We start from the raw sequence: 26,654 nt of genomic DNA on the forward strand, positions 1-26,654 counted from the left end.
CACCCCAATCGGGGCGACGCAATCCTCCTGGTAGACCGCATGAGCCGGTTTTGCGACGGCTGCGCCGCCGAGCGGGAGCAAGCTCCCTCGCCACGGTTCATGGTGTTATGACCCAGCGTTTTGGAACGATCATGAGCGTAAGGTGATCTAGTCTTGCAGGCTCCAGGGAGAGATCGCCATGTACCGCTTCTTCGAACAGCTGAGTTCACGCATCGCCGCGCCGTTCCTGGGTGATCGGTCACGTAACAGCAAGGTCTGGCCGTGCCGCTGCGGCCAGTCATTGTTCTTTCGCAACAGCCAGTGCCTGGCCTGTCTGGCGGCGCTGGGTTATCAACCTGAGCGGAGCCGCCTGTCCTCCCTGCAACCCGGTGAGCAACCCGACACCTGGACGCTGGATGCCGATCCGCACGCGGGGCTGTTCCGCCGTTGCGCCAACCTCGACACCCCGGCGGCCTGCAATTGGCTGCTGCCGGACAATGGCCACGATACCCTGTGCATCGCCTGTAGCCTGAATCGCACCATTCCCGACCTGTCGATTCCGGAAAATCCTGAACGTTGGCGCAAGGTCGAGACCGCCAAGCGTCGACTGGTCGCGCAACTGATCACCTTCGGCTTGCCGGTCATCCCGAAAACCGTCAATGAAGACATCGGCCTGGCGTTCGATTTCATCGGCGTCGACCCAGATGGCACGCCGCCGACCACGGGTCATGCCAGCGGATTGATCACCCTCGACATCAAGGAGGCGGACGATGCCCATCGCGAGCATGTGCGCCAGCAAATGCACGAACCGTATCGCACCTTGCTCGGGCATTTTCGCCATGAGGTGGGGCACTATTACTGGGACCGGCTGATTGCCAACAGCCATTGGCTCGAGGCTTTTCGCGAACTGTTCGGCGACGAGCGCGCCAGCTATGCCGACGCCCTGGAGCGGCATTACCAGCAAGGCGCGCCGCTGGATTGGCAAACCCGCTACGTCAGTGCCTACGCCACCATGCACCCATGGGAGGACTGGGCGGAAACCTGGGCCCATTACCTGCACATGATGGACGCGGTGGACACTGCCCTGGGCTTTGGCATGAGTGCTCGGGAGATGGATTTCGACTACCAGCCGTTCCCGCCCGAGACCTTGTACGACGCCGAACACGCAGGCGGCGCGGCCTTTCTCTCGTTCGTCAACGCCTGGATCGAACTGGCCGGCATGCTCAACGAGCTGTCCCGCAGCATGGGCCAACCGGATTTCTACCCGTTCGTCGTACCGGCCGCCGTCATTACCAAGCTGCACTTCATCCATCTGGTGATCCAGGAGGAGGGCGGTCGGGCGGATGAGGTGCTGTTGTAGAGGCACAGAGCCCCTGTGGGAGCGAGCTTGCTCGCGATAGTGACCGGTCAGCTTGTATCGATGCCGAATGTACCGACGCCTTCGCGAGCAAGCTCTCTCCCACACTGGCTCCCGGGTGTCCACAGCTCCGTCAGGCACAGAGCCCCTGTGGGAGCGAGCTTGCTCGCGAAAGCGGTGGGTCAGCCTGCATCCATGCCCGATGTGCCAACGTCATCGCGAGCAAGCTTTGCTCCCACGGCAAGTGCTTGAACGCCTTCAGTTTTTTAATCCGACACGAACGGTTGTAACTTCTTGCCAGATAGGTACAATGGCGCGGCTCGCCGTCAGGCGGGCGTCGTTATGGTGACCCCATCGGTCCCCCCGCAACGATTACCCGTGAACCTGGTCAGATCCGGAAGGAAGCAGCCACAGCGGGAACATTGTGTGCCGGGGTGTGGCTGGTGGGGTTGCCTCCTAATCAGCTACCATGCTAACACTCTGATATCTAACAGTTTTTCGCTCTTTTACCACGAGCTGGTAAAAGGAGTGATACATCCGTGTTGACCATCCCGTCTTACCTCATGCTGTCCCTCCACTCGGTTTACTACTTCCGAATCGTGGTGCCGGATGTCATCCGTCCGTTGTTCCCTCAAAGGCAAATCCGTCGGTCCCTACAGACTCGCTGCAAACGTGAAGCGCTGATTCGTGGACGCGACCTATTGGCCCAAGTCCAGTGTCTGTTCCCACAAGTATTTCAGGGCATCAGACCGTCACTCGAATTGGTTCGTGGTGCCGGGAGGAGGGAGGTAGTGACTTTGCCTGTTGGTTTCATGGTTGCGTCAGCAGCAACTAATCGGTACTACCATGCGTTACCCTAGGCACCGTTGGAACAGCCCTGGCAGGGCCTCTTAGCGCCTTCAGCAGTGTAGGACTCGTTTCTTGCTGTCGTTGAAGAGCATCTGGCCCAGCAGCTAGGGGGAGGTCTTGGTGAAGTCGCTGGATGACAAACGTACGGTGGCCTTGTTGCTAGCCTGAATCGTCGGTGACATACCTATTGACCAGCTCATACGGAAGGATGCGCATCAGTTTCGGGAACCGCGCTGAAGCTGCCGCCGCGTCTTCACCTACCTCAACTGATATTCTAATAACCGTTAGTCCCGCCGCGTTTGCAGTTGAAGGCGCATCGTATAATGGATATTAAATTGTTTGATCCAGCCAGCGCTCCAAAACCTGTTTGTTGCCTACTGGCGCGCTAGAGCGTTCCCGCCAATTTGTAAGAAGTGAATGCATCATCGCGCGCAGCTGATAATTTTCACGATATACATCAAAGCAATGCCCAATTAGCTCAACTGATCTTTCATCATCATGATTAAGGTGTTTTTCGCTGAACATAAATAGGGAGGTGACGACCCAGTTGGGAGTGTTTACGTTCATTAGGCGCATCAGGAGACAATCAATTTTTTTGCTGAAAAAGATCTCCCTGATATTTTCTGGTTCGGTAAAATCTTGAGACAGAAAAATGGCCAAAGCGGAAAGTCGATAATTAGTGTTTAAAGATTCATCTAAATATATGGATTGAAGAGTTTGGTCGGTTAGGCCAAATTTTTCAAGTGTGTCGCTTGAATGGCGTTCAGCTCGGTTATAGAAGAAGCGTTCACTTAAATTAGGCCCGTAAGGTAATCTGTTAACCATAACCTCCGCGATGGCGGGAAGCCAGCCAAGTTCCCGTTGTATGTTAATAGCGAAAGGCGTGATGTGGCTCTGCGGATAATAATCCAGATTGAACACAAGATTTTGTGTGGAAAGGGATTGGCGAATTTTTACTCCTCGATCTGGCAGTAAATTGAACAATTGGCCCCATTGTAGAATGTACGTCGCCGCAATATCGGGTCTATGGATTAAAATTTCCTCTATGCAGTGGATAAAGTACTCTTCAATAAAAGCTTCTGTGTTGTCACCTATGTCTTGTATCCATACGTCAACTGCCAAGGCTGGAAAATCTCGGCAAAAATTTAGCCAGCCTTTTTTCGTGAACTTCCCAGTTATGCTGATGCCACCAGTGCTTGGTAGTATAGGTTTTCCGTTTAGTTTGCCTGTTTTGATCAGATTGTCAAATTCAAAGCTTGAAAGTGACTTGAGGAGAAGTAGTTGGTTGTAGTCATTTCTGCCTAAAGAATCTAAAGGTATAAGAGCGCTTAATGTTGATGTGAGCGATTTTGTGATGCGCGTAGGGGAAAGATTTTCTATCTGCTCGATAATTATAGAGAAATTTTCATGGGTCCTGTTATTGGCGAATTTCGCGATGTAGTATACCAAACTCAGTACGGGGCTTAATGCGACGGAGTCTAAGAGAGGTAGTGTGATGATATCTAGGAAGTCAGGGGTTGTTCCGTTTTGCCAAGTATGTTTGTGTTGATCTATTGTCATTCCTTTGTATATGTTTTTTGCTTCTTTAGTAGTTAGTGTTTGGGAGTTTTCTACGCCTAATAAAATGAAAATCAACTTTGTTTCCAAAGTTGATAATTTTTTGAATTCATTGGTGCTGAAAAGTGTAAAGGCGTGATTTTTTAGAAATATAATAGGGAGGCTGTAGTCAAAACCTTGCCTGGTTAATGGTGATGTTATTAAGTGGAGGCTAAATACAATAAACCAATTTTGGGATGTGGTAAATTCTCTAGCGAAGCTTCGGCCCTGAAGGCTGTGGTTGCTGTTATGTTGCAATCTGTAGATAATGTCTAAGAAGCTGTTTGAGGATTTTTGGAATTTCACATATACATCTTCAATTCTAGAGTGATCGTCTGGAAGGGATCTAATTAATGCAAGGGCAGCTCCTATATTTTCCGGCTCGCTACCTTCAAATATATGATCGATCATTGAGTTTAATAGCCAAGCGTTACTGTTTGTATGTTTGATGTTGGAGAGGATGGAAACGATTTTCGTATCAAGCATAGCGTAAAGCGGAGTAATAACATTAAGGAACTGATGGCGCAACCGCTTATCCTGCTCCAATACCCCTTCCTGAAGAAGCCGAAGGCCCAATAGTGCGCCGACGGCCATTCTTTTATTAAAAAGTTTAATTTTGTGGGTGTTGCCTGAGTTGTCAGCATTGCTAAGTACGCATGCAGCTATTCCAAGTTCTGTTGGTCGAGCGTTAGCGACCAGTGCGCTTAGTGTAAAGTGCATAACCTCTCGCCAGTGGGCGTCCGAACAGATAACTTCTAAGCGTGAGCGCAATGTGTCTTGAGGTACGTCAAGATATATGAATTCACCAGCAAAAAATTCTTGTAGCTGACGGATGTCGAACCTGACAGTACTGCTGCTTTCCGGAGTGTTTACAAAAACTAGTCGTTCTATGGTGGCCTCCATTAAGGCCTCGACTACCTCCTCCACACTTTCATCGATCAACATCGCCGTAGTTTTGCGGGCTAAAACTTCAAATGTTGCTTTGTCCAAGGTGGTCTCAGCACCTTTGCTAATCTCCGCTGACGCGTGTAATACAATGCCAAGTCTGGTGTGAATGGCTTTAAGTAATGTATCACCTTCCCTCAAAAGCTTAGCTATTCGTTGATCCTGAAAATTTTTCTGGCTTTCTCGTTTTTTCATTACTTTATAAAAATTATCAAACAGCTCCCATCTTTTTTCGGGAGGGCGGCCTCCGTCGCGAACTACTACCGCCATTATATGAGACTGCAGCGGCGTGGTCATGAGTTCGAGGACCTGCGCAGATTCCATAGCACTTTCTAAAACCTTCACTGCATAATCCGCTTCTGCTTCGCTTCGATCAAACTTTACTACAGCCGATGCGCAAGCAAGTGCGATGGGAGGCGGAAGGTCAGTGAGGCTACCTATGGATGCGTCTAATTTATCAAACTGCCCAGAGTAACCTTGCGGCCTAGTCGTGCAAAGTGTAAGTACGTCTGCATCTAGTAAAGGGAGACTCTCTTCTGTAAATCTAATGATTTCTTCGGCGACGCTATCTTTCACGTCGTTTGGTACTTCGTCGAGGCCGTCGAAATTGACGAACCAGCTTCGTGCGCTGAAGGCTCGTTTAAGGGTTCCGACTTTAACATCTTGCTCTGTCTTTTGTTTGATTTTGTATGAAATATAAGATAATACTCCCTTAGGGGTATCTTCATTTCTCTGGCCGTACCAAGTGGCGAAATCTTTGAGCTCAATGGTGATAGGTATTCTGGGGTTGTCACTCCAAAAGCCTTGTTTTACTGCTACAGTTCGAAGCTGTTCTGCGATAGCGCGTAGCTTGATTGTTGTTTGCGGCCCATCTGCGCCTAAAATCAGTGCTGCTCGTTGAATTTGAGCGAAATATTGTCCCGCAGTCTATTTTCCTTGTCCGGGTCCACCTTTCAAAACTAATATACGGGCTCGCTTCGGTACCTTGTTCCACTCGCGCCAACATTCCTTGTCTTCGCTCCACGCCGAGGGTTTGTGCACGTTTGAAGAGCTGGAAACTAAGGTAGACAATATGTTTGCTGAGTAGTCTGTGCTGTTTGAGCAGAAGGGCAAATCCACAAACAGCTCATAAATTTTAGGGCGCGTATCTGCCGAAGATCCCGCCTGCTCCAATTTGGTATATATTTGTTCGTTGAATTGGCCTACTACAAGATGTTCTATTATGCTTTTGGTTTGGCTGGCGGAGTCGTTTATGCTTTCATATAAAGATGTAAGAACATTGCCTGGGGTCAAGAAGTGTCCATAATGATTAGCTGCTGCCGGGTCAGTCGCTAGGAAATCTAAGATTTTCCTTCCTCCCCAGATATCAAATTTTATATTTTTCCCCAGTTCGCTTTTCACTATTTTTTGAATTTGGTCGAACGCACCTGTTTCTGGCGTGCCAGATGGGTCTATGTTTGTCGCTAGTATCCAATTATCAGGCAAATTACGGGCGTTAGGTTTAAGGTAGCTTTTAATTTCTTCTTTTACTTGAGCTATAAGCCATTTTTGTGGATCTTTGCTTGCATGAGGTTTATGAAATTTAGATTGTATAAACCAAATGCCGGACCATCTGTTTTTTTCGCTGGGGTAGGGTGCTTCGCCTTTAAAGTATCCATCGCGGCCCCCATCCGCTCCCGGCGCGAAACCTGTTATTCCTTTACCAAGCACCCTTATAGCCAAAAAATTAACCATATGTTCAAAGGAATCTGCGCTTAACTGTGTGAGGTCGTAGGTGTTGGTCATTTTAGTAGAATCCATTCAATAATGGCAAAATGCCTTTTATTACTAGCATAGGTATCGTTTCTCAGCAATACAAGCGCTGTCCTGCCGGAAATCCTCAGCCGAGATTTCCACGTGGGTACTAGTGTGGGCGGCATACCCAGTTGGCTTGGGTGGTACAAAAGTGAACCAAGAGAGCGGTACAAATGCTTACCCACCGCATGCCATGCTGGCTTATTATGTCGCCAACAATTGTGTCCGCGTATTGAGATGTGAAGAACCAGGATAGGCGCGGCTCGCCGTCAGGCGGGCGTCGTTATGGTGACCCCATCGGTCCCCCCGCAACGATTACCCGTGAACCTGGTCAGATCCGGAAGGAAGCAGCCACAGCGGGAACATTGTGTGCCGGGGTGTGGCTGGTGGGGTTGCCTCCATAACGCCCAAGCCTTCATTCGCAAGGTTTGCCAAATTCAAAATTTCTTTTTGCTTCACTAATCGATACTGATCGGTGCTTTCTGCTGTCCAGGCTCTTGCCGGATGGGCGGAGGCCGGCCCTGCGCATAGCCGGGACCGGCCCCCCGGTCAGTACTGAGCCTTCACATACTCAGCAATCGGCTCTTGCAAAAGATCCTGTGGATGATCCCCGCCGAAAGTCGCCCATTTGCTTTTACCGGACAAGATCGCTGACCCCAGCGGCTGTGCGCCAGTCGGACCATAAATAGCGAGCTTCACTTCAATTTTGTCGGGGAGGCCCGACCATTCCGTAGCACGTTCTTCCCAATGCAGGATTTCCGGGATGACGTAGTAGCCCGAAGGGTTGTTCTGTCTCAGGCAGCTCAGTTCACGGCACGAGCCCATTACCGTCACACGGTTGGTGTAATAAGAGAATGCCGTCTTGACCGCGGCAGCTGTCATATCGCCAGACGCGGCGTAGGGTGTCGTTTCGTAGCGGCCATCGACCGGTGTGGCGATGGTGACGGGCATTTGCCGATCAAGTTTTCCCGGGTTGGGGAATACGTCCTGTTGAGCGTATTTGGCGGTACAGCCGGTGGCGAGTATCGAGACAAGAATGATCGAAAGTTTATGCACAGTGTCCCCGGGGATTTTATTATGTCGACGAGTCGGTAGGCGTCATAGGGACGCAGGAATCAGCGCGTTGATAGTCCGGTTTCGTGGCAAGGGATGTCAACGTGACATTATGTCTTGTGTCACGCTCGGAATTGGGCAAGCGCGCAAAGAGAGAAGCCTGGCCTGTCTCGCATCGACAGGCCAGGCTTCTCTTCCATTGCATCAAGGCTTGGACAAGGCCTGGTCGACCGCCGCAATCAGCTTCCCAAGATCCTTCGGGGTGGCTTTGTGTATGACACCGAACAGGTACGCCCGCTGTTCGTCCTCATCGGTCATGTCGGCAAAAAAAGCCTTCAGTTGCACGTCCAGCACATTGGCAAGCAGGAACAAGGCTTCGACGCTGGGGGTGTAGGTGCCGGTTTCGAAGCGGCTGATGGTTTTAGGGTCAAAACCGGTTTTTTCGCCAAGTTCAGCCTGAGTAAGCCCCGCTACTTTGCGGTAGCGTCTGATGGCCGGACCCAAACTTGAAATTTGCATCGCTTAATTCCCATTTAGAATCAAGAACTTAACGATAGATTTTCGCATTAGGCAACCGCGTGATCCATCACCTTGCTTTGCAAAGTGTGATGTGTTTCGTAGAATCGGCCTTTGGCACGGGTATTTGGTGACCCGCTTTGCGAAGCCGAGGGGTGTGCAAAGACCGGGCCTTGTGTTTCTTGCCACGATACAAGGCAAGGGCTGAGCCCTCCCTGGGCACCGCCAGGGCCCGCGCTCCAGCTTCCCTCAAAGTGTTTGAGCCTAGTTGATCTTCGCCTGTCTTGAAGGCGGTGCAACCGCGCGCGACAAATGAGCCTGACTCATGGATGACTGCTTCGATGGATAAGAAGTACCGCAGGGCCGTTGACGCCGCCGCGATTTTTTCCGAGACCGATCTGAGCGGGCGCATCACTTACGTCAACGATCAATTTTGCAGCCTTTTTGGTTACCGGCGCGATGAGTTGCTGGGCGCGAACCATCGCCTGCTCAATTCCGCTCAGCACCCCGGCGAGTTCTTCAGCGCCATGTGGCGCACCATTGCCTTGGGGCAGGTCTGGAAAGGGGAAATCTGCAACCGGGCCAAGGACGGCACGCTGCATTGGGTCGACACCACCCTGGTGCCAGTGATCGACGATGAGACCGGGCAAATCGAGCGCTACCTGGCGATTCGCTTCGACGTCAGTGAAAAGCGTCGCTTGCTGCATTCGCTGCAGTGGCGGGTCGGTCACGATGTGCTGACCGGACTGCCCAATCGCACTTATCTGTCGGACCTGCTGGACCAGGCCCTGGAATTTTCCCGCACGGAGAACCTGCCCCTGGCGGTGTGCATGCTCGATCTCGATGGTTTCAAGGCCGTCAACGACGGCTATGGTCATGCCAGCGGTGATCGGCTGCTGGTGGAGGTTGCCAGGCGCCTGCGCAGCATCGTGCGTGGCGAGGATGTGGTGGCGCGGCTGGGCGGGGACGAGTTCGTGCTGGTGCTGCGCCATGTGCGTGGAATGGACGAGTTGCATGCCGCGTTGAACCGGGTGTTGATTGCCGTCTCCATGCCGTATGGCATTGATGGCAAGGACATCAAGGTCTTCGCCAGTATTGGTGTCACGCTGTTCCCGTGGGACAACGAAGACGCCGAGACCCTGCTGCGTCACGCCGACCAGGCGATGTATGTGGTCAAGCAAAGCGGTCGCAATCGTTTCCACTTGTTCGATGTGTCCCGGGACAAGGAGGTACGGGCCACTTACCAGACCGTCGAACGGGTCCGCCAGGCACTGGCCGATAACGAGCTGCGGCTGCATTTCCAACCCAAGGTCAACATGCGCCATGGCACCGTGGTCGGCCTGGAGGCGTTGCTGCGCTGGAAGCATCCGCAACGTGGCCTGGTGCCGCCTCGGGAGTTCCTGCCCTTGGTGGAGGAGACTGACCTGATCGTCGAGATCGGCGAGTGGGTCATGGAACAGGTCTTGACCCAGCTGCAGCAATGGCAGCAAGTGGGGCAAGGCTGGCCGGTGAGCATCAATATCTCGGCACGGCATTTCCAGCGGGCGGATTTTGTCGAGCGGCTGCGGCAGGTGTTGGAACGGCATCCGGCGGTGCCGCCACGCCTGTTGGACCTGCAGATTGTCGAGTCCGTCGCCGTGGAGAACCTGGCCCACGTCAGCGCCTGCCTCCAGGCATGCCAGGCGTTGGGCGTGGGGTTCTCCCTGGGTGGTTTTGGCACGGGCTACTGTTCGCTCAACGACCTCAAGCACCTGCGCACGCAAACCATCAAGATCGACAAGACCTTTGTCCGCGACATCCTCGATGACCGCGACGACCTGGCGCTGACTGAAGCGGTGATCGGCCTGGCCCGGGCCTTTGGTCGCGAGGTGGTCGCCGAGGGGCTGGACAGCCTGGAGCACGGCCAACTGCTGCTGAGCCTGGGCTGCGAGGTGGCACAAGGTTATTTCATCGCCCGGCCCATGCCGCCCGAACAGATACCCGACTGGGTTCAGGGCTTCATCCCACCGTCCCAATGGCAACAGCGGTCCGACGATCAGGGCGAAGGCGCCTCGCTCCTGACCCGCGATGTTTCACTGCGGCCGGTGTAAAGCTGGATGATCGCGTCGATTTCCCCGGACGTTTTCATGTTCAGCAATGTCCTCAGAATGCGTTGTGCGGGAATGTCCGGATCGTTGCGCACGTAACAGCTCAACAGCTGTTCCTGCAGGACAGTCACCTCATGGAGCTGGCGATCAGCGGTATGCCGTTGATTGAACCAGTCCAGCGCCCATTGGTTGGTGACCCCATAGCGATAACGCCCGGCCAGCAGTTTCGCCAGCACTTGTTCCTGGCTACGGGCATCGTCGCGGTGCAGTTGACCGGTGTCGAACAAGGGTTGCAGGGTCGGGTAGCTATAGCCGAGCACGGTACCGATGGCTTGGTGCGACAGCGTTGCTGGCATGACCGTCGCCGGCGCGCTGGTCGGGGCGACGAGCAGGTCGCGCTGGAAAAACAACGGGATGCTCCACAGATAATCGCCATTGTCCTTCACCCAGTCAGGGCTGACATAGCAACGCATGTCGATTTCGCCGTGCTTCATGGCGGCGTCGAGCCGGGCGCGGGACAGGACGTGGAATTGCGCCGGCCTTCCCACTTGGGTCGCCAGGCTGGTCATGATATCGGGAAGGATGCCCTGGATCGGGCGGCCTCGTTCGATCTGTACCATGGGCATTGCCCAGCCGTCGGTAATGGCGAAACGCAAGGGGGCTTCTTCGGCGAAACAACCGGTACCCAACAACAGCAAAGCCCCCATGGCTGAGCGCATAAACTCTCCCTGACTGTGTAAAACCGCGTCGACAATCCAAGCTTAGTCAGATTAGACGAGCACACCGGATGCAATTTCGCCCCTGCTCCGCTAGCATTAGCCGCTTATGTTCCTTCGTTGCGACGGTTTTCGATGAGTTATCAGGTTCTTGCACGTAAATGGCGTCCGCGCTCGTTCCGCGAAATGGTCGGCCAGACCCATGTGCTCAAGGCTCTGATCAATGCCTTGGACAGCCAGCGGCTGCACCATGCCTATCTGTTCACCGGGACCCGGGGCGTGGGCAAGACCACCATCGCGCGGATCATCGCCAAGTGCCTGAACTGTGAAACCGGCATCACCTCGACGCCTTGTGGCGAGTGTTCGGTCTGCCGGGAAATCGATGAGGGCCGCTTCGTCGACCTGATCGAGATCGACGCCGCCAGCCGCACCAAGGTCGAGGACACCCGCGAACTGCTCGACAACGTGCAGTACGCGCCAAGCCGTGGGCGCTTCAAGGTCTACCTGATCGACGAAGTGCACATGCTCTCCAGCCATTCCTTCAATGCGCTGCTCAAGACACTTGAAGAACCGCCGCCCTACGTCAAGTTCATCCTGGCGACCACCGATCCACAGAAACTTCCTGCAACGATTCTGTCGCGGTGCCTGCAGTTCTCCCTGAAGAACATGACGCCGGAAAGGGTGGTCGAGCACCTGACCCACGTATTGGGTGTCGAGAACGTCCCGTTCGAAGACGATGCGCTGTGGCTGCTGGGCCGCGCCGCCGATGGTTCGATGCGTGACGCCATGAGCCTGACCGACCAGGCCATCGCTTTCGGTGAAGGCAAGGTCATGGCCGCCGATGTCCGGGCCATGCTCGGCACTCTCGATCATGGCCAGGTCTATGACGTCTTGCATGCGCTGATCGAAGGCGATGCGAAGGCGCTGCTCGAGGCGGTGCGTCACTTGGCCGAGCAGGGCCCGGACTGGAATGGCGTGCTCTCGGAAATCCTCAACGTGCTGCACCGTGTCGCCATCGCCCAGGCCCTGCCTGAAGGCGTCGACAACGGCCACGGCGACCGTGACCGCGTACTGGCCCTGGCCCAGGCGCTGCCGGCCGAAGATGTGCAGTTCTATTACCAGATGGGCCTGATCGGCCGGCGCGATCTGCCCCTGGCGCCGGATCCGCGCGGCGGCTTCGAAATGGTCCTGTTGCGAATGCTGGCGTTCCGGCCAGCCGACACGGCGGATGCGCCGAGGCAAGCGCTAAAGCCAGTGGGGATCAGCCAAGCCACAGCTGATTCCGCCAAGCCAGTGGCTGCCGCGCCTGTCGTTGCGCCGGCAGTGGCTTCGGCTCCGGCCGCGGTGGTGCCTGTCGCCCAGCCGACGCCGACGCCTGTTGTCGCGACGCCTGAGCCGGAACCCGAACCGGTCGTCGAGGCGCTGCCCGAGCCCGTCGTTGAAGAAATCATCGACCTGCCCTGGAACGACCCGGTCGAGCCGGAAGTTGTCCAGCAGCCGGTCGTCGAGCCCGTATTGGAAACCGTTGCCGAGCAGCCTGAGTTGCCGCCAATGCCGCTGCCAACGCCCGACAGCGTGGTGCCCGATGCACCAGAGTGGGTGGCCGCGCCGGTGCCCGAGCCGACGGTGGCCGACGTCGATGTCGCCACGCCGGGCATCGACCTGGACGACGAGCCGCCGCTGGACGAGGATTATATCGAGCCGGACATGGATTCGGCCTACAGCTACCTGGACGACCTGGCCAGCGAGCACGCCGCTGAACCGGCCCCGGAGCCCGAGCCCGAACCGGCGGCGATGCCGGCCACCGGCCTGGCCCTGCAATGGCTGGAACTGTTCCCTAAATTGCCGATCAGCGGCATGACCGGCAGCATCGCCGCCAACTGCACGCTGATGGCCGTGGAAGGCGACCACTGGCTGCTGCACCTGGATCCGGCACACAGTGCACTGTTCAACGCGACCCAGCAGCGTCGCCTCAACGATGCGCTGAACCAGTACCACCAGCGTAACCTGACGTTGACCATCGAGCTGATCAAGCCCGAGCAGGAGACCCCGGCCCAGGCCGCGTCCCGCCGTCGTGCCGACCGTCAGCGCGAAGCCGAGGAGTCGATCCACGGCGATCCATTCATCCAACAGATGATGCAACAGTTCGGCGCCGTGGTCCGTCACGATACTATCGAACCTGTCGAGGCCCCGGTCACCCAGGGCTCATAACTGAAGGCGCCGGGCCGAACGGGCCGGGCGCGTTGTTTATCCAAGTACTTTCGAGGTGATTCCCATGATGAAAGGTGGCATGGCCGGCCTGATGAAGCAGGCGCAGCAGATGCAGGAAAAGATGGCCAAGATGCAGGAAGAATTGGCCAACGCCGAAGTCACCGGCAAGTCCGGCGGCGACATGGTGACCGTGGTCATGACCGGTCGCCATGACATCAAGCGCGTCAGCATTGACCCAAGCGTGGTCGAAGGCCTGAGCGAAGACGACAAGGAAATGCTCGAAGCCCTGTTCGCCGCCGCCGTCAATGACGCGGTGCGCAAGATCGAAGCCAACAGCCAGGACAAGATGTCCGGCATGACGGCTGGCATGCAATTGCCGCCGGGCATGAAACTGCCGTTCTGATTCGCCATCCCGGTCGGGATGGGCTACACACAATGCCAGGCATCGCGCCTGGCATTTTTGTTTCTGGTCCAAATACCTCGGTGGATGTCAGGCCGCTATCGCGAGCAAGCTCGCTCCCACAGTGGACGGTGTTGAATACAAGAGTTGTGTTCACCCATGAACCCTGTGGGAGCGAGCTTGCTCGCGATGGCGACCCCACGGCCCAACCGAACAAACATCGAACGCCGCCCCCTCGGTAATGGTCTGCTTCCTATACGTGTCCGCTCAACGAACAAGGAGACGCCTCCATGTCATCGATTTCCAACCAGCGCATCGTCCTGGCCTCCCGTCCCCAAGGTGCGCCCACCCCTGAAAATTTTCGTCTTGAACATGTGACACTGCCGGATCTGGCAGAGGGACAGATCCTGCTCAAGACGTTGTTCCTGTCCTTGGACCCCTACATGCGCGGACGCATGAGTGATGCGCCTTCCTACGCCGCTCCGGTGGAAATCGATGAGGTGATGACCGGCGGCGCTGTCAGCCGCGTGGAGCGTTCGACGCACCCGAAATTCCATGAGGGCGATTTGGTGGTTGGCGCTACGGGTTGGCAAACCCACAGCATCAGTGACGGGCGCAACGTGATGCCCATTCCTTCCGGGCTACCCAGTCCGTCGATGGCCCTGGGGGTGTTGGGCATGCCGGGCCTGACCGCTTACATGGGGCTGATGGACATTGGCCAGCCCACGGCCGGGGAAACCCTGGTGGTCGCGGCAGCCTCGGGTGCCGTGGGCTCGGTGGTCGGCCAGGTGGCGAAAATCAAGGGCCTGCGGGTGGTCGGCGTCGCGGGCGGCAGCGAGAAATGCAAGTACGTGGTCGACGAGTTGGGCTTTGATGCCTGTGTCGATCACAAGAGCGCCAATTTTGCCGAGGAATTGGCGCGGGCCTGTGACAAGGGTATCGACATTTATTACGAAAACGTCGGCGGCAAGGTCTTTGATGCCGTCGTGCCGTTGCTCAACGCCAAGGCACGAATCCCGCTCTGTGGCTTGATCGCGTCCTACAACGATCATCAGGCGCCGAGTGGTCCGGATCGCTTGCCGCAACTGCAGCGCACCTTGCTGACCAAGCGCGTGCGGATCCAGGGGTTTATTGTGTTTGACGACTACGGTGACCGTCAGCCGGAGTTCGTCAGTGCCATGGCGCCTTGGGTGCGCGATGGCAAGGTCAAGTTCCGCGAGGACGTGGTCGATGGCCTGGAAAATGCGCCACAGGCGTTTATTGGCCTGTTGGAAGGGCGCAACTTCGGCAAGTTGGTGGTGCGGGTCGCGCAGGATTGAGTATTTGACGCTAATCGGAGGCGCGGGTATAAACCGCGTCTCGTTGTTATGTCGGACATTTCCTCCATGAGCTTCAGCCCTTTGATTCGCCAACTGATCGATGCCCTGCGAACGTTGCCGGGTGTCGGTCAGAAAACTGCCCAGCGCATGGCGTTGCAATTGCTTGAGCGTGATCGCAGCGGCGGTTCACGCCTGGCCCAGGCCCTGAGCCAGGCCATGGAGGGCGTAGGGCATTGCCGTTTATGCCGCACCCTCACCGAAGACGACCTCTGCCCGCAATGTGCCGACCCGCGCCGGGACGACAGCCTGCTCTGCGTGGTGGAAGGGCCGATGGATGTGTATGCGGTGGAGCAGACCGGTTTCCGTGGCCGTTATTTCGTGCTCAAGGGCCATTTGTCTCCGCTCGATGGCTTGGGGCCTGAAGCCATTGGCATCCCACAGTTGATCGCGCGGATCGAAGAGGCGGGCACGTTCACGGAAGTCATCCTCGCCACGAACCCGACGGTCGAAGGCGAAGCCACCGCCCATTACATCGCCCAATTGCTGAGCAACAAAGGCTTGGTCGCCTCCCGCATCGCCCACGGCGTGCCGCTGGGTGGGGAGCTGGAATTGGTGGACGGCGGGACGCTGGCGCATTCGTTTGCGGGGCGTAAGCCGATCGCCTTGTAACAGCCACAACCTATAACCCCTGTGGGAGCGAGCTTGCTCGCGATAACGGTGTGTCAGCCAGCATGGATATTGGCTGATCCATCGCTATCGCGAGCAAGCTCGCTCCCACAGGAGGTTTATTCGACCATTATTTCTCGCTAAGCGAAAACTGCGTCAGGCAGAACGTTGGAATCCCCATGTCTTCCAGACGCTGGGAGCCGAGCAGTTCCGGCAGGTCAATGATCGCCGCGGCTTCGTGGACTTTGGCGCCCATGCGGCGAATCAGGTTGGCGGCGGCGATCAGCGTGCCGCCGGTGGCGATCAGGTCATCGAACATCACCACTGAATCACCTTCGCACAGGCTGTCGGCGTGCACTTCAAGGAAGGCTTCACCGTATTCGGTCTGGTAACCCTCGGCCAGCACGTCGGCCGGCAGTTTGCCTTGCTTGCGGAACAACACCAGCGGCTTGTTCAACTGATAGGCCAGGATCGAGCCGATCAGGAAGCCGCGAGCATCCATTGCGCCAATATGAGTGAACTCAGCCTCGACATAGCGGTGGGCAAAGCTGTCCATGACCAGGCGCAGGGCGGTCGGGGATTGGAACAGTGGGGTAATGTCGCGAAAGATCACGCCGGGCTTGGGGAAGTCGATCACGGGGCGGATCAGGGATTTGATGTCGAAGGAGTCAAAGACCATCGTCGAGGTGTCCTGGCAGGGCTGCAAACGCGGCAGTATAGCGCGGCGAGGCCAATCCCTCAGCCGCGCAGGTTCATCAGCCGTCGATCGAGCCGCCAGCCAGGGCGCAGAGCTGGATCGGGTCGAGAATGTGAATTTCCTTGCCTTCGGCGGCAATCAGCTCGTTCTGCTGGAAACGCGTGAATACCCGGGACACGGTTTCCACCGCCAGGCCCAGGTAGTTGCCGATTTCGTTGCGCGACATGCTCAGGCGGAACTGGTTGGCCGAGAACCCGCGGGCGCGGAAGCGTGCCGAGAGGTTGACCAGGAACGTGGCGATCCGCTCGTCGGCGGTTTTTTTCGAGAGCAGCAACATCATCTGCTGATCGTCACGGATTTCCCTGCTCATGACTCGCATCAACTGGCGGCGCAGTTGCGGCAGCTGTATGGCCAACTCGTCCAGGCGATCGAAGGGGATTTCGCACACCGAGGTGGTTTCCAGCGCCTGGGCCGAGACTGGATGGGTCTCGGTGTCCATGCCCGACAGGCCCACCAGTTCGCTGGGCAAGTGGAAACCGGTGAGCTGTTCTTCGCCGCCGTCGCTCAAGTTGAAGGTTTTCAAGGCGCCCGAGCGCACTGCATAGACGGAATCGAACGCGTCGCCCTGGCGAAACAGGAATTCACCTTTTTTCAACGGGCGGCCTCGTTTGACGATGTCGTCCAGCGCGTCCATGTCCTCCAGATTCAACGAAAGTGGCAGGCAGAGGGGGGCCAGGCTGCAATCCTTGCAATGGGCCTGGTTGTGGGCGCGCAGTTTGACTGGCTCGGACATTTCTTAAATCCTTGTGGGAAATCACACATAAGGCGTAAGGGTACCCCAGAGCAGACGCTCCGGCCAGTGCGGTTGACTCGTCAAATTGTCGCGCTCAAATGACCCGGGAGAAACGTTGGCGATTGTGCTGCTCCAAATAGGCATCGAACACCATGCACACGGATCGCACCAGCAGGCGCCCGGCGGGCAGTACCCGGATGTGGGTGTCATTCAACTCGATCAGCCCATCCTCGGCCATGGCCTGCAATTGCGGCCACAGCGGCGCGAAGTAACCGCGAAAATCGACATTGAAACGGTGCTCGATGTCCGCGAACGCCAAGTGGAAATGGCAGATCAATTGCTGGATCACCGCACGTCGCAACCGATCGTCGGCCGTGCAGGTCAGTCCTCGACTGGTTGCCAGTTGCCCGTCGGCGAGGGTGTTCTGGTAATGATTCAGGTCACTGCTGTTCTGACAGTACAGGTCACCGACCTGGCTGATGGCGGACACGCCGAGGCCGATCAGGTCGCAATGGCCATGGGTGGTGTAGCCCTGGAAATTGCGCTGCAACGTGGCCTCTTCCTGAGCGATGGCCAGCTCGTCGTCGGGCAGGGCGAAATGGTCCATGCCGACGTAGCGGTAGCCGGCGGCGGTCAACTGTTCGATGGTGCCTTGCAGCATCGCCAGCTTCTGCTCCGGGTTTGGCAAGTCCTGGCTGTTGATGCGCCGCTGGGGCATGAAGCGTTCCGGCAGGTGGGCGTAGTTGAACACCGAGAGGCGGTCCGGTTGCAAGTGGATGACTTCTTCGACGGTGCGGGCGAAATTGTCCGGAGTCTGCTTGGGCAGCCCGTAGATCAGGTCGATGTTGATCGAACGGAACTGCAAGGTCCGGGCAGCCTCGACCACCGCGCGGGTTTCTTCCAGGCTTTGCAGGCGATTGACGGCGCGTTGCACGGCCGGGTCGAGGTCTTGCAGGCCGATGCTGACCCGATTGAAACCCAGTTCACGCAACAAGCCCATGGTCGACCAGTCGGCTTCCCGGGGATCGATCTCGATGCTGTAGTCACCGGAATCGTCGTCCAGCAGGTTCAGGTGCTTGCGCAACGAGGCCATCAGTTGCCGCAGTTCGTCATGGCTGAGGAACGTCGGTGTGCCGCCGCCAAAGTGCAATTGTTCGACGCGCTGGGTCGGGTCCAGGTGGCAGCCGATCAGCTGGATTTCCTGTTCCAGGCGTTGGAGGTAGGCGTGGGCGCGGCCACGGTCCTTGGTGATGACCTTGTTGCAGGCGCAGTAGTAGCAAATGTTTGCGCAGAACGGTACGTGCACATATAGCGACAGCGGCCGTCGGGCCTTGCGGCTGTCACGCAGGGCATGGAGCAGGTCGAAGGTGCCCACCTGGCCGCCGAACTGCGCCGCAGTCGGGTACGAGGTGTAGCGTGGTCCCGCCAGGTCGTAGCGGCGGATCAGGTCTGAGTCCCAACGGATGGCGTCGAGCATGCGGGTGTTCCCCGGATAGGCTGGCATGGGGCGAGTCTAGGGGGCTGTGGGCGAGGCTGTTTTGATTTGCGTCAACGGCGCATCGGAGCTGTCGATGATGTTAGTCCAGACAACCCAAAACCCGTGGCGAGGGAGCTTGCTCCCGCTCGGCTGCGCAGCAGTCGCAATATCAGCTAATGCGTTCTACCTGAGGAGTGTTGGGGCCTGCTTCGCAGGCCAGCGGGAGCAAGCTCCCTCGCCACAGGGTTTTGAGTTGTCTGGACTGACATCATCAATGCCCCATGAGCCAATGCTGATGCGGCCCCGGCAGTGTCCAGATGCCAAAGACCATCACCAGCAACCCACCGGTCATCCGCACGCTGCGTTTGCGCAACAGGGCGGTGATGCGTTCGGCGGCCAGGCCGGTGGCGAGCAGCACCGGCCAGGTGCCCAGGCCGAAGGCAAGCATCAGCAGGGCACTGTCCAAGGCATTGCCCTGGCTGGCGGACCAGAGCAGGGTGCTGTAGACCAACCCGCACGGCAGCCAGCCCCACAGGGCGCCGAGCAGCAAGGCCCGGGGCAGGCTCGACACCGGCAGCAAGCGGTTGGCGACGGGCTGGATGTGCCGCCACAAGCCACGCCCCACGCTTTCGATGCGGGTCAGGCCGCTCCACCAGCCCGCCAGGTACAGGCCCATGGCGATCAACAACAAGCCGGCCAGCACCCGCATGATCATCGCGGCCGGGCTGTTGGACACGGCCCATCCCGCCAGGCCGATCAGCAGCCCAGCGGTGGCGTAGCTCAGGATCCGCCCCAGGTTGTACGCCAGCAGTAACCGAAAGCGCCGACTGCGCTGTTCCTTGGGGATCGCCAGGGTGAGGGCGCCCATCAGGCCACCGCACATACCCAGGCAATGGCCGCCACCGAGCAGGCCAAGAATGACCGCCGAAACCAGCAATGGCGCCAGGTCAAGCATGGGGCGGGGCCTTGTCGTCCGGCTTGCGGGCCTCGCCACTGGCTTCGTCCACCGCCGCCTTGTGGTTCGGGTCCTGGTCGTCGAACAGAATGCTGTGGGCCGGACCGTCGAGATCGTCGTACTGGCCGCTGTCCACGGCCCAGAAAAAAATGTACACGGCGATGGCCACGATCAGCAGCGCGGCCGGAATCATCACGTAGAGAGCTGGCATGTCGGAACTCCATGCCCGCGCGGCTCAGGCCGGCAGCGGACGGGTATCGGGCGTGGCGGCGAACACCTGCGCCTTCGGTTGGCGGGTCAGCCTCAAGGCATTCAACACCACGGTCAACGAACTGATGGACATGCCGACCGCGGCCCACACCGGCGTAATCCAGCCGAGGGCGGCGAACGGCAACATGAGGCCATTGTACAACCCTGCCCACAGCAGGTTCTCGATGATCACCCGGCGCGTGCGTCGGGCCAGGCTGAAGGCGTGGACCAGGGCCTCGAGGCGGTTGGACAGCAGCACCGCATCGGCGCTGGTTTTAGCGAGGTCAGTGGCCGAACCCATGGCGACACTGATGTCCGCCGCCGCCAAGACCGGCACGTCGTTCACGCCATCGCCAAGCATCAGCACCTTGCGGCCTTGTTGATGCAACTGCTGCAACACCGCCAGTTTGTCATCCGGACGCAGGCCGCCGCGGGCCTCATCGATGCCCAGCTCGGCCGCGACACTGGCGACCATCGGTGAGCTGTCGCCCGACAGCAGCAGCGTTCGCCAGCCTCGTGCCTTGCAGGCCGCCAGCAGGGCCGGGGCATCGACGCGCAAGCGGTCATCGAGGACGAACCAGGCCAGCGGCCCGATCTCATCGCCCAGCAACAGCCATTGCCCGGCTTCGTCCGGCATCTGCGGTACGGGAGCGTCACTCAGCTCGCAGACAAAACCGGGCTGGCCGATGCGCAGGCGCTGTTCCGCCACCCGGCCTTCCAGCCCCAGCCCCGGGGTGCTATGCACCTGCTCGGCGGCCAACGGCGCGCGGCCAAACGCCCGGGCGATGGGGTGTTCCGAGCGGTTTTCCAAGGCCGCGGCCAAGCCCAGGCACTGATCGCTGTCGAGGCCCGCCAGTGGCCGAATGGCGCGCAAGGCCAAGCGGCCTTCGGTGAGGGTGCCGGTCTTGTCGAAAATCACCGTGTCGATCTGGTTCAGGCCCTCCAGCACATGGCCGCGCGTCAGCAGCAGGCCAAGTTTGTGCAAGGTGCCCGTGGCCGCCGTCAGGGCGGTCGGCGTGGCGAGGGACAACGCGCAGGGGCAGGTGGCAACCAGCATCGCCAGGACGATCCAGAAGGCCCGCGAGGGATCCAGTTGCCACCACAGCAAGCCGATGGCCGCCGCCGCGACCAGGGAGAACAACAGGAACCATTGGGCGGCGCGATCGGCGATTTCCGCCAGTCGCGGTTTTTCGGCCTGGGCCCGCTCCAGCAGACGCACGATGGCCGACAGCCGGGTGTCTTGCCCGAGAGCCAGCACTTCGACGGTCAAGGCGCCTTCGACATTCAGCGTGCCCGCGGTGACCGCATCGCCCACTTGCCGAGGCTGTGGCAGGTATTCACCGGTCAGCAGCGATTCGTCGATGCTGGATTGACCCTCAAGGATCTTGCCATCGGCCGGCAGGACCGCCCCGGGATGTACCAGCACGCGGTCGCCGGTGCGCAATTCGTTGAGCAGGATACGTTCGCCCTGGCCGTCATCCGCCAGGCGCAGGCACGAGGCCGGCAACAGATTGACCAGCTGGGCGGTGGCGGCCGCCGTGCGCTCCCGGGCCCGGCGCTCCAGGTAACGGCCGGCCAGCAGGAACAGGGCGAACATGCCCACGGCATCGAAGTACAACTCGCCGATGCCGGTGATCGATGTCCAGATACCTGCTATGTAGGCGCTGCCGATGGCCAGGGACACCGAAACGTCCATGGTCAGGTGGCGGGTGCGCAGGTCGCGCATGGCGCCTTTGAAGAACGGCGCACAGCTGTAGAAGACGATGGGCGTGGTGAGAAACAGGGCGACCCAGCGCAGGATGGTGTGCATCTCCGGGCTCAGGTCGATGTTGAATTCCGGCCAGGTCGCCATGGTCGCCATCATCGCCTGGAACCACAACAGGCCGGCCACGCCCAATTGGCGCAGGGCCAGGCGGTTTTGTGCGGCGAGTTGTTCACAGGCCTGGTCGGCCTGGTACGGGTGCGCTACGTAGCCGATCTGGCGCAATTCGGCGAGCAGCGTGCTCAGCGGCAATTGGGCATCGGCCCAGCGCACGTGCAGGCGATGGTTGGACAGGTTCAACCGCGCCTCGGCCACGGCCGGCAGGCTGCGTAATTGTTTTTCAATCAACCAGCCGCAGGCGGCGCAACTGATGCCTTCCATCAACAGGGTGGTTTCGGCCAGTTCGCCTTCATGGCGCACGAATGATTGCTGTACGTCAGGGCGATCGTACAGCGCCAGCTCGTCGGTCAACTGGACGGGCAAGGTCTCGGGATTGGCCGATGCTTCACTGCGATGCTGGTAATAACTTTCCAGGCCGCCAGCGACAATGGCCTCGGCCACTGCCTGGCAGCCCGGGCAGCACAGCTCGCGGGTTTCACCGAGGACAACGGCGGTGAAGCGACTGCCAGGGGGGACGGGCAGGGCGCAGTGGTAGCAGGGCTGTGGAGTGGTCATGGGTATCGCATGAAGGCCTGTGTGGAAAGAGCTTGCTACAAGTGAGGGCGCTTTTTGTGGCGAGGGAGCTTGCTCCCGCTGGCCTGCGTAGCAGGCCCAAAGCAGCCGACACCATGGAGCCTGATAGTGCCGGGACTCAGGCTTCAGGGCCGCTTCGCAGCCCAGAGGGAGCAAGCTCCCTCGCCACAACAGCAGCTTATTTTTTCAGGTCTTCAGCGCCTTGCAGCGGTTCATCGCCCAGCAGGATGGCTTGGTCGTGGTTGATCTGCTCTTCTTCGAACAGGCGCCAGGTCTTGTCGTGCTCCACCCCCAGCAATTCGACAAAGCGCCGGCCTTCGATCTTGTCCGTCAGCTGGCCGACGTAGCGCCCCGGCTCACTGTCGTTGCGGGTCAGGACGATCTTGCGGTCCTTCTCCGGTTGGGTCGGCGAGATCAGGCTCAGTTCCAGGGTCTGGGGACGGCTGTCGCCGTTCAGGCGCAGGTTGACTTCGCCGGTCACGTCATCCAGTTGCACGTTGGCATGCAATTGCAGGGTCTGGGCCAGCAGTTCGCGCTCCAGCGAGCGGTTGATGCCCTTGCCGGCTTCGTAATAGTTGTCATTGACCAAGTTGTCGGGGTTGTTCACCGCAATGGTCACCATCGTCAGGCTCAGTGTCACCGAGCAGCTCAGGATCGCAATGATGATCCACGGCCAGAGGTGCTTGTACCAAGGGCTGGTGGCGGTTGCTGCAGGCATGTTCATTTCTCTCAACGAGTTTGTGGGCCGATGAACCGGCTCTTGGCTTCGACATGTACGCTTTCGTCATCGGCGTCCTTGAGGATGAACGTCACCTCGTTGGCGCTCGATGGCAGTTGTTCCGGTGCGCTGGACAGCTCGACCGGCTGGCTGTAGATCTCGCCGGCGGCGACCTTGATTTCCCGGCGACCTTGCAGCTTGAGGTCGGGCAGGCCAACGGCGTCCAGGACGTACGTATGGTCGCGTTGGTCTTTGTTCATGATCTTCAGGCTGTAGACGTTCTCGATCCGGCCTTCGGCGTTTTCGCGGTACAGCACGCGATCCTTGCTGACATCGAACCCCACCAGCGAGCGCATGAAGAACGCCGCCGCCAGCAGGCTGATCATCGTCAGCAACACCAGCGCATAACCGATCAGGCGTGGGCGCAGTTTATTGGTTTTCTGCCCCGAGAGGTTGTGTTCGGTGGTGTAGCTGATCAGGCCGCGGGGATAATCCATTTTGTCCATGATGTTGTCGCAGGCGTCGATGCAGGCCGCGCAGCCGATGCACTCGACCTGCAGGCCGTCGCGGATGTCGATGCCGGTGGGGCAGACCTGGACGCACATGGTGCAGTCGATGCAGTCGCCCAGGCCCAGGGCCTTGTAGTCCACGCCCTTCTTGCGCGGCCCACGGCTTTCGCCACGACGCGGGTCGTAGGACACGATCAAGGTGTCCTTGTCGAACATCACGCTTTGGAAACGCGCGTAAGGGCACATATAGATGCACACCTGTTCACGCAGCCAGCCGGCGTTGCCGTAGGTGGCGAGAGTGAAGAAGCCGATCCAGAAATACGACCAGCCATCGGCCTGGCCGGTAAAGAACTCGAACACCAGTTCGCGGATCGGCGTGAAGTAACCGACGAAGGTCACACCGGTGACGAAACCGATCAGCAGCCACAGGCTGTGCTTGGCGAACTTGCGCAGGAATTTGTTGGCACCCATGGGCGCCTTGTCGAGCTTGATGCGCTGGTTGCGGTCACCTTCGGTGACTTTTTCGCACCACATGAAGATCCAGGTCCACACGCTTTGTGGACAGGTGTAGCCGCACCACACCCGTCCGGCATAGACCGTGATGAAAAACAGGCCAAACGCGGCAATGATCAGCATTCCGGAGAGCAGGATGAAATCCTGGGGCCAGAACGTCGCACCGAAAATGAAGAATTTGCGTTCCGGCAGGTTCCACCAGACGGCCTGATGGCCGCCCCAGTTCAACCAGACCGTACCGAAATACAGCAGGAACAGGAACGCTCCGCCCACCATCCGCAGGTTGCGAAACAGGCCGGTGAAAGCGCGGGTGTAGATTTTTTCCCGAGAGGCATACAGGTCGACGCTTTTGTTGGCGTCCTTGGCAGGCGGGGTAACGTCATGTACCGGAATCTGGTTGCTCATCAATTGCATCCCACGGCAGTGGAAAAGTGCCGGGGCCAGTACGTGCCGACCTCGGTCAGAAAGGGTGTTGCAGTGGCGCAATGATACGCCTGTCGCTCTGGCTCAAGGGTGCGACCTTTGGTCGCGTTGGGCGTCTGGGTCGAATGGTGTAGCGGATGTAACAAGTCATGATCCAGATCAATTGACTATAGACAGTCGAAGGCGTTGGCGAAACGAAGGCCACATTCTGAGGGCTCCCCTGTTCGTGGCGAGGAGGCCCTTTGTGGCGAGGGAGCTTGCTCCCGCTCGGCGGCGCAGCCGTCGTAAATCAGGCTGGTGCGGTCTGGATTTTCTGGGGCGGCTTCGCCACCCAGCGGGAGCAAGCTCCCTCGCCACAAAAAGCCCACCTTGTGACTGCCAAATAGGCATCAGCCAACCCAAGGATTGAGCACCGCCACGCCGCAGCTCTGGAAATCACTCACGTTGCGGGTCACCACGGTCAACCCATGGACCAGCGCGGTCGCGGCAATCAATGCATCACATTCATTGCTGCGGTCAGGCACATGCAGGCGAGCGCAGCGCAGCGCGACGGCACGGTCCACGGCCAGGATCCTGCCAGCAAAGGCCGGCAGCACATGATCATCCAGCCAGGCCCGCAAGCGGCTGCCTTGCGTCGGGTCCTTGCGTTCGAAGCGCAGCACGCCGGTTTCCAGTTCCAGTACGGTAATCGCCGAGACATACAGGCTGGGCGCGGGAACGCTGCGCGCCCAGGCCTGGACGTTCTTGTCTGCCTGGGATTTGCGCAGTTCGGAAATGACGTTGGTATCGAGTAGAAACATTCAGGACAGGTCCACCGAGCGAGGCGTGATGGCGGCGCGCTCGGTCTCGAAGTCGATGTCCGGCGCATCGGGCATGACCAGCAACTCGACAATGCTGGTGCCGAGGCCGGTCAGTTTCTGGTACTCCTCAATGCTTAGCAGCACATGGGCCGGCTTGCCACGGTCGGTGATGATCACCGGCCCTTCGCGGGTGGCTTTTTTGGCACCACTTGTGTCGTGGTTGAATTCACGGCTGGAGAGGGTGGTGATGGACATGGGCGTGCCCTCATGTTCAGTTGGAATGTAGGCACGTTACTACTGGTGTGGAGAGGCCGCAAGCGCAACAGCTTTGCCCAGGTTTTTCTGCCGGTAACAAAAAGGCCCCGCCAATCAGATTGGCGGGGCCTTTCGTGTATCAGCGACTTGTCTTACTGGGCGTCAGCGGCCGGAGCCTTTTCGCCGTGAGACAGGCTGTAGACATAGGCCGCCAGCAGGTGGACCTTGTCGTTGCCTTGCAGGTCGGCCTGGGCCGGCATCTGGCCCTGGCGACCGTAGCGGATGGTCTGCTGCAGTTGAGCGAAGCTCGAACCGTAGATGAAGCCCGCTGGATGTGTCAGGTCAGGTGCGCCCATGGCGGGCGTGCCCTTGCCGGCAGGACCGTGGCAGGCCACGCAGTTGGCCGCGAACAGTTTCTGGCCGTTGGCCGGATCGGCCTTGGCGCCTTCGGGCAGTTTGCGACCGTGCAGGCCGGTCACGAGGTAGGCGGCCACGTCGGCCACGCCTTGTTCGCCCACCACGGCAGCCCAGCCCGGCATCACGGCGTGACGGCCACCCATGATGGTGGTCTTGATGGTTTCCGGCTCACCGCCCCAGCGCCAGTCGGCGTCGGTCAGGTTCGGGAAACCGTAGGCACCCTTGGCGTCGGAACCGTGGCAAACCGAGCAGTTGGAGGCGAACAGGCGGCCACCCATCTTCAGGGCTTGCGGGTCCTTGGCGACTTCTTCGATCGGCATGGAGGCGAACTTGGCGAAGATCGGACCGAACTTGGCGTCCGAGCGCGCCATTTCCTTTTCCCACTCATGAACGCCTGTCCAGCCGGTCTGGCCGTTGGCGAAGGCGGTCTGCTTTTCGGTGTCCAGGTAGTTGTAGCCTGGCAGCAGGCCTTTCCAGTTGCCCAGGCCAGGGTAGAGCACCAGGTAACCGAGGGCGAAAATGATGGTGCCCACGAACAGCATGAACCACCATTTCGGCAGCGGGTTGTCGTACTCCTCGATCCCGTCGAAGGAGTGGCCAACCGTCTCTTCGGTGGCTTCGCTGCGCTGGCCCTTGCGGGTCGACAGCAGCAGCCAGGTCAGGGCGAAGATCGTTCCCAGGCTGAGGACTGTGACGTACAGACTCCAGAATGTAGTCATTCTTTGTTACTCCTAGAAGCTTGCTCGACGTGCTTGATGGCTTCGGGATCATCCGCGAACGGCAGCAAGGTCGCGTCGTCAAACTCCGACTTGCGCTTGGGGCTGAACACCCACAGGGCCAGACCGATGAAGGCCACCATCACGACGACGGTGCCCAGGCCACGAATCATCCCGATATCCATCTAA

The 26,654-nt window shown here is 58.6% G+C and carries 24 protein-coding genes and 2 other RNA genes; 9 read left to right on the forward strand and 17 right to left on the reverse strand.

The window, feature by feature from the left end:
* The first annotated feature begins 178 nt into the window (after positions 1–178).
* The 3 genes from J3P85_RS08985 to J3P85_RS08995 all read left to right on the forward strand — a co-directional run bounded on the left by J3P85_RS08985 (position 179) and on the right by J3P85_RS08995 (position 2,196).
* A complete protein-coding gene (locus J3P85_RS08985; RefSeq protein ID WP_434705530.1) occupies positions 179–1,339 on the forward strand; it encodes a zinc-binding metallopeptidase family protein in 1,161 nt (386 codons plus the stop codon).
* A gap of 349 nt (positions 1,340–1,688) precedes the next feature.
* Positions 1,689–1,785: signal recognition particle sRNA small type (gene ffs / locus J3P85_RS08990), an RNA gene on the forward strand.
* Between the two features lie 114 nt (positions 1,786–1,899).
* Positions 1,900–2,196, forward strand: a complete 297-nt coding sequence (locus J3P85_RS08995) for a DUF6538 domain-containing protein (protein WP_434706344.1) — start codon at positions 1,900–1,902, stop codon at positions 2,194–2,196.
* Positions 2,197–2,515: 319 nt separating this feature from the next.
* Here J3P85_RS08995 and J3P85_RS09000 read toward each other — a convergent pair whose 3' ends face one another.
* Together J3P85_RS09000 and J3P85_RS09005 are read right to left on the reverse strand one after the other, a co-directional pair.
* Positions 2,516–5,302, reverse strand: coding sequence for a hypothetical protein (locus J3P85_RS09000; protein ID WP_434705531.1), 2,787 nt, complete (start codon positions 5,300–5,302; stop codon positions 2,516–2,518).
* A gap of 351 nt (positions 5,303–5,653) precedes the next feature.
* Positions 5,654–6,511 carry a hypothetical protein gene (locus tag J3P85_RS09005; protein ID WP_434705532.1) on the reverse strand — a complete coding sequence of 286 codons (858 nt, stop codon included), beginning with the start codon at positions 6,509–6,511 and terminating at the stop codon, positions 5,654–5,656.
* Positions 6,512–6,815: 304 nt separating this feature from the next.
* On the opposite strand from J3P85_RS09005, the gene ffs (J3P85_RS09010) reads away from it, so the two are divergent.
* Positions 6,816–6,912: signal recognition particle sRNA small type (gene ffs, locus J3P85_RS09010), an RNA gene on the forward strand.
* 157 nt (positions 6,913–7,069) lie between these two features.
* Here ffs (J3P85_RS09010) and J3P85_RS09015 read toward each other — a convergent pair.
* Positions 7,070–7,576 carry a DUF4823 domain-containing protein gene (locus tag J3P85_RS09015; RefSeq protein WP_434571399.1) on the reverse strand — a complete coding sequence of 169 codons (507 nt, stop codon included), beginning with the start codon at positions 7,574–7,576 and terminating at the stop codon, positions 7,070–7,072.
* A 201-nt stretch (positions 7,577–7,777) separates the two neighbouring features.
* On the reverse strand, positions 7,778–8,092 hold the full coding sequence (locus tag J3P85_RS09020) for a helix-turn-helix domain-containing protein (protein WP_186705257.1): 315 nt from the start codon (positions 8,090–8,092) through the stop codon (positions 7,778–7,780).
* Positions 8,093–8,430: 338 nt separating this feature from the next.
* On the opposite strand from J3P85_RS09020, the gene J3P85_RS09025 reads away from it, so the two are divergent.
* Positions 8,431–10,179: a putative bifunctional diguanylate cyclase/phosphodiesterase gene (locus tag J3P85_RS09025; protein ID WP_434705533.1), complete on the forward strand. Its 1,749-nt coding sequence runs from the start codon at positions 8,431–8,433 to the stop codon at positions 10,177–10,179.
* Here the strand turns inward: J3P85_RS09025 and J3P85_RS09030 are convergent.
* The gene (locus tag J3P85_RS09030) at positions 10,125–10,895 is read right to left on the reverse strand and encodes a substrate-binding periplasmic protein (RefSeq protein ID WP_434705534.1); all 771 of its coding nucleotides are present in this window, start codon (positions 10,893–10,895) and stop codon (positions 10,125–10,127) included. The genes J3P85_RS09025 and J3P85_RS09030 overlap by 55 nt on opposite strands.
* A 132-nt stretch (positions 10,896–11,027) precedes the next feature.
* Here J3P85_RS09030 and dnaX point away from each other — a divergent pair, with 132 nt between their 5' ends.
* The 4 genes from dnaX (at position 11,028) to recR (ending at position 15,491) form a co-directional block, all read left to right on the forward strand.
* Positions 11,028–13,103, forward strand: coding sequence for a DNA polymerase III subunit gamma/tau (gene dnaX, locus J3P85_RS09035; RefSeq protein ID WP_434705535.1), 2,076 nt, complete (start codon positions 11,028–11,030; stop codon positions 13,101–13,103).
* A 64-nt stretch (positions 13,104–13,167) separates the two neighbouring features.
* Entirely contained in the window at positions 13,168–13,506 is a 339-nt protein-coding gene (locus tag J3P85_RS09040; RefSeq protein WP_003183512.1) for a YbaB/EbfC family nucleoid-associated protein, read from the forward strand.
* Positions 13,507–13,793: 287 nt separating this feature from the next.
* Complete coding sequence (locus J3P85_RS09045; protein WP_434705536.1) at positions 13,794–14,822, forward strand: NADP-dependent oxidoreductase; 1,029 nt, start codon at positions 13,794–13,796, stop codon at positions 14,820–14,822.
* 66 nt (positions 14,823–14,888) lie between these two features.
* Entirely contained in the window at positions 14,889–15,491 is a 603-nt protein-coding gene (gene recR, locus J3P85_RS09050; protein WP_003183510.1) for a recombination mediator RecR, read from the forward strand.
* Between the two features lie 127 nt (positions 15,492–15,618).
* On the opposite strand, the gene J3P85_RS09055 is transcribed toward recR, so the two are convergent.
* The 12 genes from J3P85_RS09055 to J3P85_RS09110 form a co-directional block, all read right to left on the reverse strand.
* Positions 15,619–16,167: an adenine phosphoribosyltransferase gene (locus J3P85_RS09055; protein ID WP_003183509.1), complete on the reverse strand. Its 549-nt coding sequence runs from the start codon at positions 16,165–16,167 to the stop codon at positions 15,619–15,621.
* 76 nt (positions 16,168–16,243) lie between these two features.
* Complete coding sequence (gene fnr / locus J3P85_RS09060) at positions 16,244–16,978, reverse strand: fumarate/nitrate reduction transcriptional regulator Fnr (RefSeq protein ID WP_053120659.1); 735 nt, start codon at positions 16,976–16,978, stop codon at positions 16,244–16,246.
* A 94-nt stretch (positions 16,979–17,072) separates the two neighbouring features.
* Entirely contained in the window at positions 17,073–18,455 is a 1,383-nt protein-coding gene (hemN, locus tag J3P85_RS09065) for an oxygen-independent coproporphyrinogen III oxidase (protein ID WP_434705537.1), read from the reverse strand.
* 271 nt (positions 18,456–18,726) lie between these two features.
* Positions 18,727–19,410, reverse strand: coding sequence for a sulfite exporter TauE/SafE family protein (locus J3P85_RS09070; protein ID WP_434705538.1), 684 nt, complete (start codon positions 19,408–19,410; stop codon positions 18,727–18,729).
* Positions 19,403–19,621 carry a cbb3-type cytochrome oxidase assembly protein CcoS gene (ccoS, locus tag J3P85_RS09075; RefSeq protein WP_003183505.1) on the reverse strand — a complete coding sequence of 73 codons (219 nt, stop codon included), beginning with the start codon at positions 19,619–19,621 and terminating at the stop codon, positions 19,403–19,405. The genes J3P85_RS09070 and ccoS overlap by 8 nt, the downstream gene beginning before the upstream one ends.
* Positions 19,622–19,645: 24 nt before the next feature.
* Positions 19,646–22,096 carry a heavy metal translocating P-type ATPase gene (locus tag J3P85_RS09080; protein WP_434705539.1) on the reverse strand — a complete coding sequence of 817 codons (2,451 nt, stop codon included), beginning with the start codon at positions 22,094–22,096 and terminating at the stop codon, positions 19,646–19,648.
* Positions 22,097–22,292: 196 nt separating this feature from the next.
* The gene (locus J3P85_RS09085; protein ID WP_186705249.1) at positions 22,293–22,832 is read right to left on the reverse strand and encodes a FixH family protein; all 540 of its coding nucleotides are present in this window, start codon (positions 22,830–22,832) and stop codon (positions 22,293–22,295) included.
* An 11-nt stretch (positions 22,833–22,843) separates the two neighbouring features.
* Positions 22,844–24,259 (reverse strand): cytochrome c oxidase accessory protein CcoG, encoded by a 1,416-nt coding sequence (gene ccoG / locus J3P85_RS09090; protein WP_434705540.1) that lies wholly within the window; start codon positions 24,257–24,259, stop codon positions 22,844–22,846.
* Positions 24,260–24,666: 407 nt separating this feature from the next.
* The gene (locus J3P85_RS09095) at positions 24,667–25,077 is read right to left on the reverse strand and encodes a type II toxin-antitoxin system VapC family toxin (protein WP_434705541.1); all 411 of its coding nucleotides are present in this window, start codon (positions 25,075–25,077) and stop codon (positions 24,667–24,669) included.
* The gene (locus tag J3P85_RS09100; protein WP_434705542.1) at positions 25,078–25,332 is read right to left on the reverse strand and encodes a type II toxin-antitoxin system Phd/YefM family antitoxin; all 255 of its coding nucleotides are present in this window, start codon (positions 25,330–25,332) and stop codon (positions 25,078–25,080) included. It lies immediately after the preceding gene.
* Between the two features lie 152 nt (positions 25,333–25,484).
* On the reverse strand, positions 25,485–26,468 hold the full coding sequence (gene ccoP / locus J3P85_RS09105) for a cytochrome-c oxidase, cbb3-type subunit III (RefSeq protein ID WP_186705245.1): 984 nt from the start codon (positions 26,466–26,468) through the stop codon (positions 25,485–25,487).
* Positions 26,465–26,650 carry a CcoQ/FixQ family Cbb3-type cytochrome c oxidase assembly chaperone gene (locus J3P85_RS09110; RefSeq protein WP_003183474.1) on the reverse strand — a complete coding sequence of 62 codons (186 nt, stop codon included), beginning with the start codon at positions 26,648–26,650 and terminating at the stop codon, positions 26,465–26,467. Before J3P85_RS09110 ends, ccoP begins: the two co-directional genes overlap by 4 nt.
* Positions 26,651–26,654: the final 4 nt, after the last annotated feature.

This window comes from Pseudomonas sp. Z1-12 (genome assembly GCF_051132015.1).
GTDB classification, from domain to species: Bacteria; Pseudomonadota; Gammaproteobacteria; order Pseudomonadales; family Pseudomonadaceae; genus Aquipseudomonas; species Aquipseudomonas zanjanensis.